The following is an 11,925-nucleotide window of genomic DNA, read 5'->3' on the forward strand; positions in this document are numbered from 1 at the left end:
GCGGAGGGCTCCGGGTGCCCTCGACGCCCGCTCCGGGTTACTGCGCGTCCGTGAGGTTCTTGCCGTTCTCGAGCAGCACTGCGTCGCCGTCGTCGGTCCGCATCTCGACGCCGACGATCTTGATGTCCGAGGGCGCCGCCTGGCCGCTCGCGTTCAGCAGCTGCTTGGGCGTGATGGTGATGTCCTTGCCCGGCTCCACGCGCGGAACGAAGGCATTCCACTCCACCCGCCGGCTGTCCGTGACGACGATGTGGACCTTCTCCCAGGCGTCCTCGCTCTTGTTCATGATCGTCAGCGAGGCCCGGCTGGTGACGGGCACCAGCTTCGCGCCGAAGTCTCCCGTCTGCTTCACGTTGCCTCGGGCACAGGTGATGCCGAACGTGCTGACGGACAGGAACACCCAGCCCGCCACGATGAAGGCCTTGTACTTGAAGAAGCTGTCCTGCTCGCGGAACTCCTCCACCTTCTCCTTCACGATGGAGAGGGCGTTGAGGGCCACGTTGGCGGACTCGGCCTTCAGCTTCTGGCTGAGCGGACCCTGCTGCTCCTTGGGCAGGGGCGCCGTACGCGCGGCGCTCATCACGCGCGGATTGTTCGTCTGCGAGACGCGGGGCATGCTCGTCGACGACGGCGTCCCGCGCGGCTGCTGGGGCTGTTTGGCACCTTCACTCATCGAGTCCCCAGTGTAGAGGGTCCGGGCTCCCGCTGGCTACCAGGCCCTAGGGACTCTTCAGCTGCTGCAGCGCCCTCGACGCCACCGCGTTCTCCGGCTGGGCCTCCAGCACCTTGCGCAGCCAGCGCTCCGCCTTCCCGGCCGCCTCCCTCCGCTCCTCCGGCTTCGAGGACTGCTTCGCCTGCTCGGTGAAGAGGATGCCCAGCCGCAGCGTGAACTCCACGTTGTCCGGATCCTTGTCCACCACGTGCAGCAGTTCCCGCTCGGCGCCCGCCCAGTCGCCCTCCAGCTGACGCACCAGCGCCAGCTTGCCCCTCGGCGCCACCTCGTCCGGCGCCAGGTACGTCAGCACCCGGAAGGCCTCGCCCGCCGCCTTCAGGTTCCTCTGCTCCAGGTAGATGTCCCCCAGCCGGAACCACGCCACGTCCTGCAGCGGGTTGAGCTCCACCGCCTTCTCCAGGTGCGTCCGCGCCGCCTCCGGCCGCTGCCTCCCCAGGTACAGCTCGCCCAGGTAGAAGTGGTTCTTGCCATCCTCCGGCGCCAGCTCGATGGCCCGCTTGAACTCCTCCACCGCCCGGCCCGCGTCGTCCAGCCGCTGCCACGCCAGCCCCATCAGCGCGTGCACCACCGCCACGTCCGGGTAGTCCCGCAGCACCTCCTCGAACGCCACGATCGCCGGGTGCGGCGCGTCCAGCTCCCTCAGGTAGCGCAGGCCCTCCTCCAGCTTGGGCTCGGCCGCCTTCGGGAAGCGCGCGAACGGATCCGCGATCTGATCCATCAGCGCCCGCGCCGTGGCCACCTCCGAGGGGCTCGGGCTCATCCGCACCAGCGCTCCCAGTGCCGCCACCGCCCCCGCCGCGTCCCCCGTCCGGTGCAGCGCCTTCGCCAGCGGCAGGCGGATGCCCGCGCGCTCCGGGGCCAGCTCGGCCGCGCGCCGCAGCGGACCCACCGCCTCCGCGTACTGCTCGGACTCCAGCCGGGCCAGCCCCAGCCGGTAGTGCAGCTCGGGCTCGTCCGGCTTCAGCTCCACGGCCCGCTCGAAGGCCGCCACCGCCGGCCCCCCCGCGTCCGACGCCCGCGAGAAGTACGCCAGCCCCAGCATGTAGTGGTTCACCGCCCGCTCCGCCTGCGCGTTGCGGCGTTGCAGCTCGGCGATCCACGCGTCCGTGTGGCCCGCCTTCACCTGGGCCTCCGTCAGCATCCGCGCCAGCTCCAGGTCCTCCGGCGCCCGGGCGGACTCGGCCTCCAGCAGCGGCAGGGCCCGCTCGGGCTGCTTCTTCGTCAGGTACTCGCGGGCCTGCGCTCGCGCGTCCAGGGGGCGCTCGGCCGCGCCGCCATGGCGGCAGCCGGTGACCAGGCCCAGTCCGAGCACGGCCACACCCGCCCAGGTGCGCAGCCGGCGAACATCAAGACGGGAATCGGGGGAGGGAAGGCGCACGGGGAGACGGTCTCCTCAGGAGGCGTTGCGGCGGGACGGCGCGTTCCCCTCGACTCCGGCGGCGGCGGTGGCCCTGTCGGGATCGCCTCCCTTGCCGCCCAGCTCGAGGCTCTGCTGGATGATGACGTCGCGCACCGCCCGGGCCAGCCCCTCGCGGTCATCCTCGTCGAAGCCCGTGGTGTCGATGGGCTTGCCAATCTTCACGTACACGGGGCCCGGCTTGATGTTCCACGAGTTCTTCGGCATCACCGAGCCCGAGCCCTCGATGGTGATGGGCACCACCGGCACCCGGCTCTTGAGCGCCAGCGCGAAGGGGCCCTTCTTGAAGGGCAGCACGCTGCCGTCGTCCGAGCGCGTGCCCTCGGGGTAGAGGAACACGCTCGTGCCGGCGCGGATCTTCGCCGCCGCGGCGTCCAGCGAGGCGATGGCCTTGTCGCGCCGGCTCCGGTTCACGAAGATGTGCCCCGCGAACCACAGGTACCAGCCGATCAGCGGCACGTACTTGAGCTGGTGCTTGGCCACGTACCGGAAGTTCACCGGCACCGTCACGAAGTGGATGGGGATGTCCAGCGTGGACTGGTGGTTGGACACGTAGATGGTGGGCCGCTTCGGGTCCACGTTCTCCTGGCCCGTCACCACCACCTTCGCCCCTCCCGCCGCGATGAGGATGGGCGACCACAGCCGGCGCGCCACCCACACCGTGGCCCCCGGGTTCAGGGTGACCAGCGCCACCACCACGGTCATGGGAAAGAAGATGGCGGTGGCGACCACCGCGACCACCATGCACAACAAGTTGCGGAGCATCCTGGAAACCCTCGTCAGCGTCCTACGGGCAGCCCACCACGGCGCGCCGCCCGGTGTCCCGCCAAAAACGCCCGAACAGCGGGGCCGCCCACACCTCTTCCAAGGTGCCAGCGACCGCCCGCACGCTCGCGCGCCCGGCGATGGGAGGGGGTGGGACGGGTGGAGACATGAAGGCCCGTATCTAGCATGCCACCTTGGTTCTGGTGTGCGCCGCCCGGTGGGGGTACAAGCGCGGTGCTTTGGCCAAGAAGAAGTTCATCGCGATCGCGGGCAACATCGGAGCCGGAAAGACGGAGCTCACGTCCTTCCTCTGCCGGAAGTACGGCCTCACCCCCTTCTTCGAGCCCAACGAGGAGAACCCCTACCTCGCTGACTTCTACAAGGACATGAAGACCTGGGCCTTCCGCTCCCAGCTCTTCTTCCTCACCGCCAAGTTCCGCCTCCAGCGCGAGCTCGAGCGCTCGCCCGGCACCGCCCTCCAGGACCGGACCCTCTACGAGGACGCGGAGATCTTCGCCAAGAATCTCCACCGCCAGCGCTACATCGACAAGCGCGACTGGCAGATGTACTGCAGCCTCTACGAGACCTTCGCCCAGACGCTCACCCCGCCGGATCTGATGATCTACCTGCGCTGCCCGGTGAAGACGCTGCGCCAGCGCATCCGCCTGCGCGGCCGGGAGATGGAGCAGGACATCCCCACCGCCTACCTCAACCGCTTGAACGCCCTGTACGAGGAATGGTTCAGTGGTTACAAGATGTCCCCCGTCCTCGTTCTCCCGACGGATAAGCTGGACTATCTGACGAACCTGGTGGACCGCGTGGACCTCTTCCGACAGATCGAGAAGCACCTGTGATGGAGGTCTATCTCGTCGCCATCTCGCGCGCCTCGCCCGTCCCGATCGACGAGCTGCGCGGCGCCTTCGAGTCCGAGGAGATGGGCTTCACCACCGCCCCCGACGGCCACGGCTTCACCGTGGAGGCCGAGGAGTCCCGGGTGGAGATCGTCTTCGAGCAGCGGTCCGCTCCCGCCGAATGGACCCCGGACATGTTCTCCGGCAGCGAGCCCGCCCTGGAGGCGCTCACCCGCGCCCAGGCCTTCTACCGCTTCGCCTTCGAGACCAGCTCCACCCAGCCCACCGTGCCCGTCTTCGTGGCCCTCATGTGCGCCCGCATCGTCCTGGCCCACGTGGAGGGGGTGCTCGTGGACATCACCTCGTCCAAGGTCCACGAGTCCGAGGACGTGGCCGAGATCACCGAGCTGGACTTCGACATCCGCGACCACGTCAACCTCCACGCCGTGGAGGTGATCGAGGGGGAAACCCCCCTGTGGGTGCACTCGCACGGCATGGAGAAGTTCGGCGCGAGGGACTTGGAGATCTTCCACCTGGGCGAGCAGGACCTGCTGCCCGCCGAGGCCTTCCTCCACGAGCTGTGCACCGACCTGGCGTTCGGCCAGGGGCCTCCGCTGCGCAAGGAGATGGGGACCAGCGAGGGGCAGACCTTCATGATGGTGCCCTCGGAGGAGGCGCGCACCAACCTGCTCGGCGTCCCCCTGGAGGCCTTCGAGGGCCATGAGGGGCTCTTCCTCACCGTGGTGTCGCCCCAGGGCCGGCACAACACCGCGGAGCTGCTGCGCCCCTTCCGCGAGCGCTTCGCCCAGGAGCCCACCGCGCAGACCGAGTCCATGCACCAGGAGGCCCAGGCCCACCTGCCCGCCTTCAAGGCCCGCTTCCTGCGCCGCGGCCTCATGGAGCCGCTCACCTTCGTCGTGCGCGCCCCCTTCGAGACCCACCCCGAGGGCAACTCCGTCACCGAGCAACTCTGGTCCGAGGTGCTCTCCTGGGAGGAGGGCATCATCGTCGGCCGGCTCGTGGACGGCGCCGTCCACACCACCGAGTGGCGCAAGGGCGCCCAGGTGGAGATCGCCGAGGCCGATGTGAACGCGATCGCCCTCAGCCGCGAGGGACGTACCCTGGAAGAGGACGAGGTCCGCGCGCTCCTCAACGCCGAGCGCCCGATGTGAGCAGGGCGGTGGTACCATCCGCCGCCGCCCGCCATGCCCGCCCTGCTGCTCCTCTCCGGCCCCTCCGCCGGCCTGCGTTTCGAGATCCAGGCCGAGGCGACGATCGGCCGCAGCCCCTCGTGTGAGATTCCCCTCCCCGAGGACGACCACGTGTCCCGCCGCCATGCACGCTTCTTCGTGCAGGAGGGACAGGTGCACCTGGCCGACCTGGGCTCGCGCAATGGCACCTCCGTCAATGGCGAGCGCGTCTCCGGCGAGGTGCTGCTCCACCCCGGAGACCGCGTCCAGGTGGGCAAGACGACCGTGCTCGTCGAGCCGCTCGGCGCCGCCTCGCTCGCCGGCACCGTCCCCGAGGGCACCAGCCTCCTGCACGTCGAGGAGGTGCTGCCCCACGTCGGCACCGAGGCCGCCCTGTACTCGGCGGGCGCGGCGCTGCTGGGGGCCACCAGCGAGGCCATGGTGCTGCGGCGCATCGCCGAGGCCTCCCTCCATGCGCTGCATGCCGACGCGGCCGCGGCCCTCCTCGGCGACACCCAGGGGCTGCTCACCGCCGCCGTGGTGGGCAAGCCCTCCGTGGAGGTGCCCCGTGACATGGCTCGCGCCACCCTGGAGCACTCCGAGCAGGGCCGCGCCGCTGGCGTCCTGTGCTCGCCGCTCGTGGCCTCGGGCGGGCTGCCCTTCGGCGTGCTCTACCTGGAGCGCTCGGAGCCGGACTTCTCCGATGCCGACGCGCGGCTCGCCGCCATGCTCGGGCGGCTCGGGGGCGAGGCCTACGCCGCCGTGCGCTCTCGCGCGGGCACCCAGACCTGGCAGTTGGTTCGCGTGGACATGGCCGGCAACTCGCGCCCCTTCCGCAAGGTGGTGGAGCAGGCCCGCCGCGCCGCCGCCAGCGCCGCCCCCGTGGTGCTCTTCGGCCCGCCTGGCGCCGGCAAGTCCCTCTGCGCCAGCTACATCCACGCGCGCTCGCCCCGCGCCCTCGGGCCGCTCGTCCGCGTGGACTGCCGCGACCCCGCCTCCTCCCTGGAGGAGGTGCTCCTCGGGCGCTCCAGCGTGCCCGGACAGCCTCCCGTGGCCTCCGCCCTGCTGCGCGCCGATGGCGGCACGCTCCTGCTGCACCACGTGGAGCTGCTCCCGCGCCCCCTCGCCGAGCGGCTCGCCCGGTTGATCGCCCGGAAGACGGCTCCCGCCCTGCAAGGGGGCGAGGAGCCCGTGGACGTCCGCCTCATCGTCACCGCGAATGCCTCGCTCCAGGCGCTCGTCCTGAAGGGCGAGGTGGATGCCTCGTTCCTCCGGCAGCTCGCCGGACTCGAGCTGGCCGTTCCTCCGTTGCGCGAGCGGCGCGCCGACATCCCCATCCTCTTCGAGCTCTTCGCCGCCCGCGGTGCCCGTGCCATCCGCATGGAGCCGCCCGTGCTCGACCCCGACGCACGCCAGCTCCTCCGGGACTACGAGTGGCCCCACAACGTTCGCGAGCTGGAGCTGCTCGCGGAACGGCTCGCGCTGGTGCACGCCGGCACGCAGGTGCACGCGCTGGCGCTGCCTCCGGAGATCCAGGCCGGGAGTGCCTCGCCTCCCCAGCTGACGCTGCAGGAGCGCGTCTCCCGGCTGGAGCGCGATGCCATCGCCGAGGCCCTGCGCACCGCCGGGGGAAAGAAGATCGTCGCCGCGAAGCTGCTCGGCATCAGCCGCCCCACGCTCGACAAGAAGATCGAGGACTACGGCCTCACCGTGTCGCGGCGGCGCGCGTGAGGCTCAGCGCCTCCGGCTCACCAGCACTCCGGAGATGACCAGCAGCGCGCCCAGGGCCTGCATCCACGTGGGCCGCTCGCCTCGCACCAGCCACGCGGTGAGCGCCGCCACCACCGGCGTTCCGCTGTTGTAGATGGCCGTCCGGCTGCTCCCCACCTCCTGCACGCTGCGGCTCCACACCACGTACGCCAGCACCAGCGGGATGAGCGCCGAGTACACCACGCCGAACCACGCCCCCGCGCTGATGCTCTCCACCTTCAGCGCCATCACCGACGGCAGCCCCATCAGCACCACCCCGGGCGCTCCGGTGATCATCGAGAGCGCCGTGATGCGCAGCGCCGACACCTCGGGGCCAATCGTGCGGATGCCCACCGTGTAGAGGGCCCAGCACAGCGAGGCTCCCAGAATCAGGAAGTCTCCCTGGCGCGTCGATGCGTCCAGCTCGGGCCCTCGGGCGCTGACGATCAGCAGCATGCCCGGTATCGCGAGCAGCAGTCCCATCGCCAGCGGCCGGCGGAGCTTGTCCACCCCCAGCGCCGCGCCCAGCAGCGCCGTCACCACCGGCGTGCCCGAGGCGAGCATCCCGCTGTTCGCCGCCGTGGTGTGCGCCAGGCCCATCACGAAGCAGAACTGGTAGAGCGTGTTGCCCACCAGCCCGAGCACCACGAGCTTCAGCAGCGTGGCCCGGGGCAGGGGCTTCCAACCCTCGCGCGCGTGCAGCACCACCGCCATCGCCACCGCCGCCAGCCCGAAGCGCAACGCCATGAAGGCCATCGGCGGGAAGGTGCTCAGCGACTCCTTCACCACCGTGTAGTTGGTGCCCCAAATGATGACGACCAGGACGAGGGCGAGATCCGACAGGGAGAACGCGCGAGGGGCGGCCGGGGAGGGCACGGCGGTGGTGGTGGTGCTCAAGGCGAGGGCGGCATACCGCCAGCCGTGCGTGCTGGCAATGCTCCCGCGCTCCCAGACTCAGCGGCCTCTCCGGAGCAACACGGCGCGTCCGTCCACGTTGAGTACCTGTGCTCCTCCCGCCAGCTCCGCCAGCGGCTCGTCCCACGCCTGACCGGCGCCCAACGCTCCCCGGGAGGCGCCGTGTCTCCGTGCTTGTCCTGCCCTCGGGCCCGTGGCGTATATGCCCCCCATGGAACTGCGTTACTCCGAAGAGGTCCGGCGCGCGAAGGAGCAGGGCGTGCCGCTGGTGGCGTTGGAGACGAGCGTGGTGGCGCAAGGGCTGCCCTACCCGGACAACCTCGGGGCCGCGCGCGCCTGCGAGGAGGCCGTGCGCCGCGCCGGTGCCGTGCCCGCTCCCATCGCCGTGGTGGATGGTCAGGTGTTCATCGGACTCGAGGAGTCCCAGATGCGCCGGCTCGCCGAGGGCCGTGAGCGGCTCTTCAAGCTGGCCTCGCGAGATCTCCCCGTGGCCATCGCCCAGGGCGCCACCGGAGGCACCACCGTGAGCGCCACCTGCGAGCTGGCCGCCGCCGCGGGCATCCGCGTCTTCTCCACCGGTGGCATCGGCGGCGTCCACCGCGGCGTCGCCGAGCACATGGACATCTCCCAGGACATCTGGGCCCTGGCTCGCTTCCCCGTCGCCGTGGTGTGCGCCGGCGCCAAGTCCGTGCTGGATCTCCCCAAGACCCTGGAGGCCCTGGAGACCGCCGCCGTGCCCGTCATCGGCGTGGGCTCCGATGAGCTTCCGTCCTTCTACAGCCGCTCGTCCGGGCTGAAGCTGGAGCACCGGGTCGACGACGCCACCGCGGGCGCACGCATCCTCCGGGCCCGCTTCGACACGCTGGGGCAGGGTGGCGTCCTCTTCACGGTGCCTCCTCCCGAGGAGACCTCGCTGCCTCGCGCCGACGTGGAGCTGCACATCGCCGCGGCCATGGCCGAGGCCGATCGGCAGGGCGTCCGCGGCAAGGCCGTGACCCCCTTCCTGCTCTCCGAGATGGCTCGCCGCACCAGTGGCAAGTCGCTGCGCGCCAACCTCGCGCTCCTCGCCAACAACGCCCGCTTCGCCGGGCAGCTCGCCGTGGCCTACGCCCAGGCTTCACGGGGCTGAGCCGCCGTCCTCGTCCGAGCGCGGGTGGCACACCTCACCGTGCCACGTTTGCGCTCCAGGACGCATGCACCTGGATCGGGCGCAGCGTCACTGCACGTGGGACCCGGCATGGCGGTTGCTTCTGGCCTCGGAGCACGGTGGCTGGCCGGGAGATGGATCCGTCGTACCTGGAGGAGAAGTTTCCGCACGCCGAGCTGTTGCGGCGGGCGCTCTTCCTGGGCGGGCTGCTGGTGGCGCACGCGCACCAAGGCGTGTCCGAGCGGGAGGTGCAGGCGCTCTCGGCGCTGCTCGGCTCGGAGAACGTGGGGGCGCTGCCCTCCGTGGACGCCGCCCGGCGCGAGCTGAAGGACGTGGTGGCGCGGGTGCGGCAGGACGCGCCCCCGCTCGAGCGGGCCCGGCTGCTGCAGCACCTCACGCTGGTGGCGGCGGCGGACGGCGACGTGGCGCAGGCGGAGTTCGTGGAACTCCAGGGGATGGCCGAGGCCCTGGCCGTTCCCCTGTCGCTCGTCGACGAGACGCTGCGCGGAGCGGCCCACCCGCTGGATTGAAGTCATTCACGAGCGCCGTCCTCGCCTGGACCCCGGGAGAGGGCGGCGCGTGAGGTCGCCCCGCGAGGCGGCTCTACTCCTCCCCGCTCCCGCCCTTGCCCTTGCCTTTCCCGTGGCCCTTGCCTTTCCCCTTGCCTTTGCCCTTTCCCCCGCCGCCGGCCCCTTCCTCGCCAACGCTTTGCGTCCCGGACGGAGCAGGCTCTTTGCTCAGGGTGTCGGGCGTCTTCTCGGTGCCCGTGTTGGTTCTGGACGTGCCAATCTCCTTCGGAGCCGGGGCCGGGGCAGGAGACTTCGTCTCGCCGGTGCCCGTGTTGGTTCTGGGCGTGCCAATCTCCTTCTGGGCCAGGAGGACAGGAGACTTCGTCTCGGCGGGGTGAGCGGCCAGGGCGGTACCGGCGATGAATGCGAAGGCGGCGATGAGCTTCTTCATGCGGGGGCTCTCCAGGTTCGGACAGGGACGGGGCGCGACATGCGGCCGTCATCTCGAGCGGGAGCATCCACACCCGGTTGCCGCCGCTCGTGCGCGATCCTGCCACGAGGCCTCGACGTGTTCGAGTGGGCGGCGGACACGTCATGGACACGTCAGGGGCAGTGGGCCACGTGCTCGGGCCCCAGGTGGAGTACCGGCCCCGGGTGTTGATAGACAGGAGCCATGAACCTTCCTTCCCTTCGTGCTGTATCGCTCGTCGCGGTGTCCTTCCTCTTCGCCGCGGGCCTGACGGGCTGCAACGACGAGGTCAGCTCCGATGAGCAGGCCCGCCGTGCGTACCTCGGGCTCGACAAGTCCGTGGAGAAGTCCCTGCAGCTCGGCTTCGCCGGCTTCAACGCCGCCACGAGCGCGAACATCCCCGCCCAGACGGCCAATGGAGACGCCTCGGGAACGCTGACCATCACCGGGCAGGTGGACCAGGGGTCGTCCTCGAACAAGGGCATGCGGCTGCGCGTGGGGATGGCCACGTACTCCGACGGCGAGGTCACCCCGGCCGAGAATGAGAAGCCGGTGGAGATCGCCTACCAGACGGTCACCGATACGACGATGCAGCCGGAGCTGACGCTCTCGCTGCGCAACATCCCCAACGGCACCTTCACCGGGACGCTCGTGGGCACCTTCCAGATGGACGGGGACCTCGAGGGCGAGGTCACCCTGAACCTGACCATGTCCGGGCAGATCGAGGACGACGGGACGGGCAAGGTGCGGCGCAAGGCGGGGAGCACCACCATCACCGGGACCGCGAAGTCCGGCGGTGATGGCGAGTACCAGGTGAACGTCACGCTGTGAGTTGACGGGCTCGGAGCCGCCCACTCGAGAGCGCGGCTCCGCTTCGTCAGCGTTTCATTCCACTCCTCATGCCAGTCTTGCTTTCCGGCAGGAGTGCGGAATGAGCGTTCTTCGCGTTGTCTCGCGAGCCTGCGTGACCGCCATCTTGGAGCGGTACCTGGCCTCGCTCGAGGCGCCGCGTGCGAGGGAGACGCAGTTGCAGGGCCTCGGTGGCAATGCGCCGGGGTTGAAGGCGGATGGACGGACCGCGGGGGGCTGGCGGTTTTCCTCCTGGTGCTCCTGGCGGCCCTCGGCGCTCATGCGGCACCGCCCTCCTTCACTCTTCCAGGCCGCAAAGAGCAGGCGATCCGAGCCGCTTATGAAGGCGGCGAACGCCCCGCGGGCTTCCAGGGCCAGGTCTACCTGCCGGTGGATTGCCGCTGAGCGAGCGGGAAACATCCGCCGCCCTCGGAGTGCGCGAAGTCGCGAGCGCTTGAGGCGCATCTGTCCGCTGTAGTAGGGCGCAAGGCCATGACCTCGGAACAGGCTCCGGTGCTCGAGTTCCCAGCGTGGCTCTATGGCACCACCGCCGCCATCCTCCGCAAGGCGAGAACCGAGGGCCGTTGGTGGGCCCGGGAGTACCTCGAGACGGGTGCCTTTCCCCAGCCCCGGCGGATGCGGCCGGTGTCACCCGGGGAGGTGTTGGTGATGCACGCGGGGGCCGAGGATTTCGACTGGGCCCACCCGCGCTGGCGGGTGCACCTGTTCGCCGAGGTCTCCACCCACCTGGACGAAGGCGTCCAAAAGGAGAAGCGCCAGCGCATGGAGGGAGTCTTTGAGTCCTTCTGCCTGAACACCCCTTGGGGGGCGCTCCACCATGCCGTGTCGCCGCCACCGCCGTGGAGTGCTGCGCGCATGGCGAATCGGCTCGCCTCGCTGCTGCGCTTCTGGGAGGTACTCCAGGCGCCTCGCTACGCCTTGTGGTCCGGCAAGAAGTACACGCTGGAAGAGCTCATGGAGGACCTCTGGCGCAAGACGCTGGAGGCCTGGTGCCCTGGAGGTCCCCTTGCTGTCCGCGAGCACCTTGCCCTCACCGTGGAGCGTATGGCTCACGCCACCCGGGAAGAGTGCCAGGAGGCCGTGCTCCGGTTGATTCCTGTCCTCGTGGAGGGAGACAACGACTTGAAGCACCCCGAGGTGCTCCGCGACCCGGGCTTCTTGCGCGAGCGCCTCCGCGCGCTTCCGCCGGAGAAGTTCGAGGACGTCTCCAGCGCCGAGAAGTACTCGGTGGCCGCGCAGTTATCCGCCTGGGACAGGGCGTTGGAACAGGCTCGACGCTCCACCGAGTAGCACCGTTGCCTGGGGAGACG

At 70.4% G+C, this 11,925-nt stretch carries 12 protein-coding genes; 7 read left to right on the plus strand and 5 right to left on the minus strand.

Annotation, left to right across the window (positions count from 1 at the left end):
• Positions 1 to 37: 37 nt before the first annotated feature.
• The 3 genes from AC16DP_RS39235 to AC16DP_RS39245 are packed head-to-tail and all read right to left on the minus strand — an operon-like array spanning position 38 to position 2,915.
• Positions 38 to 673, minus strand: a complete 636-nt coding sequence (locus tag AC16DP_RS39235; protein WP_329729749.1) for a hypothetical protein — start codon at positions 671 to 673, stop codon at positions 38 to 40.
• A gap of 46 nt (positions 674 to 719) precedes the next feature.
• Positions 720 to 2,111: a tetratricopeptide repeat protein gene (locus AC16DP_RS39240; RefSeq protein WP_414640731.1), complete on the minus strand. Its 1,392-nt coding sequence runs from the start codon at positions 2,109 to 2,111 to the stop codon at positions 720 to 722.
• 15 nt (positions 2,112 to 2,126) lie between these two features.
• Positions 2,127 to 2,915: a lysophospholipid acyltransferase family protein gene (locus tag AC16DP_RS39245; RefSeq protein ID WP_329729748.1), complete on the minus strand. Its 789-nt coding sequence runs from the start codon at positions 2,913 to 2,915 to the stop codon at positions 2,127 to 2,129.
• A gap of 239 nt (positions 2,916 to 3,154) precedes the next feature.
• On the opposite strand from AC16DP_RS39245, the gene AC16DP_RS39250 reads away from it, so the two are divergent.
• From AC16DP_RS39250 to AC16DP_RS39260, 3 genes are read left to right on the plus strand one after another with little or no spacing between them, the layout of a single operon-like run.
• A complete protein-coding gene (locus tag AC16DP_RS39250; RefSeq protein ID WP_329729747.1) occupies positions 3,155 to 3,769 on the plus strand; it encodes a deoxynucleoside kinase in 615 nt (204 codons plus the stop codon).
• Complete coding sequence (locus AC16DP_RS39255; RefSeq protein WP_329729746.1) at positions 3,766 to 4,938, plus strand: hypothetical protein; 1,173 nt, start codon at positions 3,766 to 3,768, stop codon at positions 4,936 to 4,938. Before AC16DP_RS39250 ends, AC16DP_RS39255 begins: the two co-directional genes overlap by 4 nt.
• A 33-nt stretch (positions 4,939 to 4,971) precedes the next feature.
• The gene (locus AC16DP_RS39260) at positions 4,972 to 6,687 is read left to right on the plus strand and encodes an FHA domain-containing protein (RefSeq protein WP_329729745.1); all 1,716 of its coding nucleotides are present in this window, start codon (positions 4,972 to 4,974) and stop codon (positions 6,685 to 6,687) included.
• Between the two features lie 3 nt (positions 6,688 to 6,690).
• Here AC16DP_RS39260 and AC16DP_RS39265 read toward each other — a convergent pair whose 3' ends face one another.
• On the minus strand, positions 6,691 to 7,602 hold the full coding sequence (locus tag AC16DP_RS39265) for a DMT family transporter (RefSeq protein ID WP_329729744.1): 912 nt from the start codon (positions 7,600 to 7,602) through the stop codon (positions 6,691 to 6,693).
• A 229-nt stretch (positions 7,603 to 7,831) separates the two neighbouring features.
• Here AC16DP_RS39265 and AC16DP_RS39270 point away from each other — a divergent pair, with 229 nt between their 5' ends.
• On the plus strand, positions 7,832 to 8,749 hold the full coding sequence (locus tag AC16DP_RS39270; RefSeq protein ID WP_329729743.1) for a pseudouridine-5'-phosphate glycosidase: 918 nt from the start codon (positions 7,832 to 7,834) through the stop codon (positions 8,747 to 8,749).
• Between the two features lie 152 nt (positions 8,750 to 8,901).
• Positions 8,902 to 9,297, plus strand: coding sequence for a TerB family tellurite resistance protein (locus AC16DP_RS39275; protein ID WP_329729742.1), 396 nt, complete (start codon positions 8,902 to 8,904; stop codon positions 9,295 to 9,297).
• Between the two features lie 73 nt (positions 9,298 to 9,370).
• Here AC16DP_RS39275 and AC16DP_RS39280 read toward each other — a convergent pair whose 3' ends face one another.
• Positions 9,371 to 9,727, minus strand: a complete 357-nt coding sequence (locus AC16DP_RS39280; RefSeq protein ID WP_329729741.1) for a hypothetical protein — start codon at positions 9,725 to 9,727, stop codon at positions 9,371 to 9,373.
• A 222-nt stretch (positions 9,728 to 9,949) separates the two neighbouring features.
• On the opposite strand from AC16DP_RS39280, the gene AC16DP_RS39285 reads away from it, so the two are divergent.
• Both AC16DP_RS39285 and AC16DP_RS39290 read left to right on the plus strand, forming a co-directional pair.
• Positions 9,950 to 10,576 carry a hypothetical protein gene (locus tag AC16DP_RS39285; protein WP_329729740.1) on the plus strand — a complete coding sequence of 209 codons (627 nt, stop codon included), beginning with the start codon at positions 9,950 to 9,952 and terminating at the stop codon, positions 10,574 to 10,576.
• Positions 10,577 to 11,086: 510 nt separating this feature from the next.
• Complete coding sequence (locus tag AC16DP_RS39290; protein WP_329729739.1) at positions 11,087 to 11,905, plus strand: hypothetical protein; 819 nt, start codon at positions 11,087 to 11,089, stop codon at positions 11,903 to 11,905.
• Positions 11,906 to 11,925 lie beyond the last annotated feature (20 nt).

This window comes from Archangium sp., from assembly GCF_057119385.1.

Coding starts and splice junctions, on each gene's coding strand:
- AC16DP_RS39260 (WP_329729745.1), top strand. CDS start 4,972: ATGCCCGCCCTGCTGCTCCTCTCCGGCCCCTCCGCCGGCCTGCGTTTC.
- AC16DP_RS39280 (WP_329729741.1), bottom strand. CDS start 9,727: ATGAAGAAGCTCATCGCCGCCTTCGCATTCATCGCCGGTACCGCCCTG.
- AC16DP_RS39245 (WP_329729748.1), bottom strand. CDS start 2,915: ATGCTCCGCAACTTGTTGTGCATGGTGGTCGCGGTGGTCGCCACCGCC.
- AC16DP_RS39285 (WP_329729740.1), top strand. CDS start 9,950: ATGAACCTTCCTTCCCTTCGTGCTGTATCGCTCGTCGCGGTGTCCTTC.
- AC16DP_RS39275 (WP_329729742.1), top strand. CDS start 8,902: ATGGATCCGTCGTACCTGGAGGAGAAGTTTCCGCACGCCGAGCTGTTG.
- AC16DP_RS39270 (WP_329729743.1), top strand. CDS start 7,832: ATGGAACTGCGTTACTCCGAAGAGGTCCGGCGCGCGAAGGAGCAGGGC.
- AC16DP_RS39235 (WP_329729749.1), bottom strand. CDS start 673: ATGAGTGAAGGTGCCAAACAGCCCCAGCAGCCGCGCGGGACGCCGTCG.
- AC16DP_RS39290 (WP_329729739.1), top strand. CDS start 11,087: ATGACCTCGGAACAGGCTCCGGTGCTCGAGTTCCCAGCGTGGCTCTAT.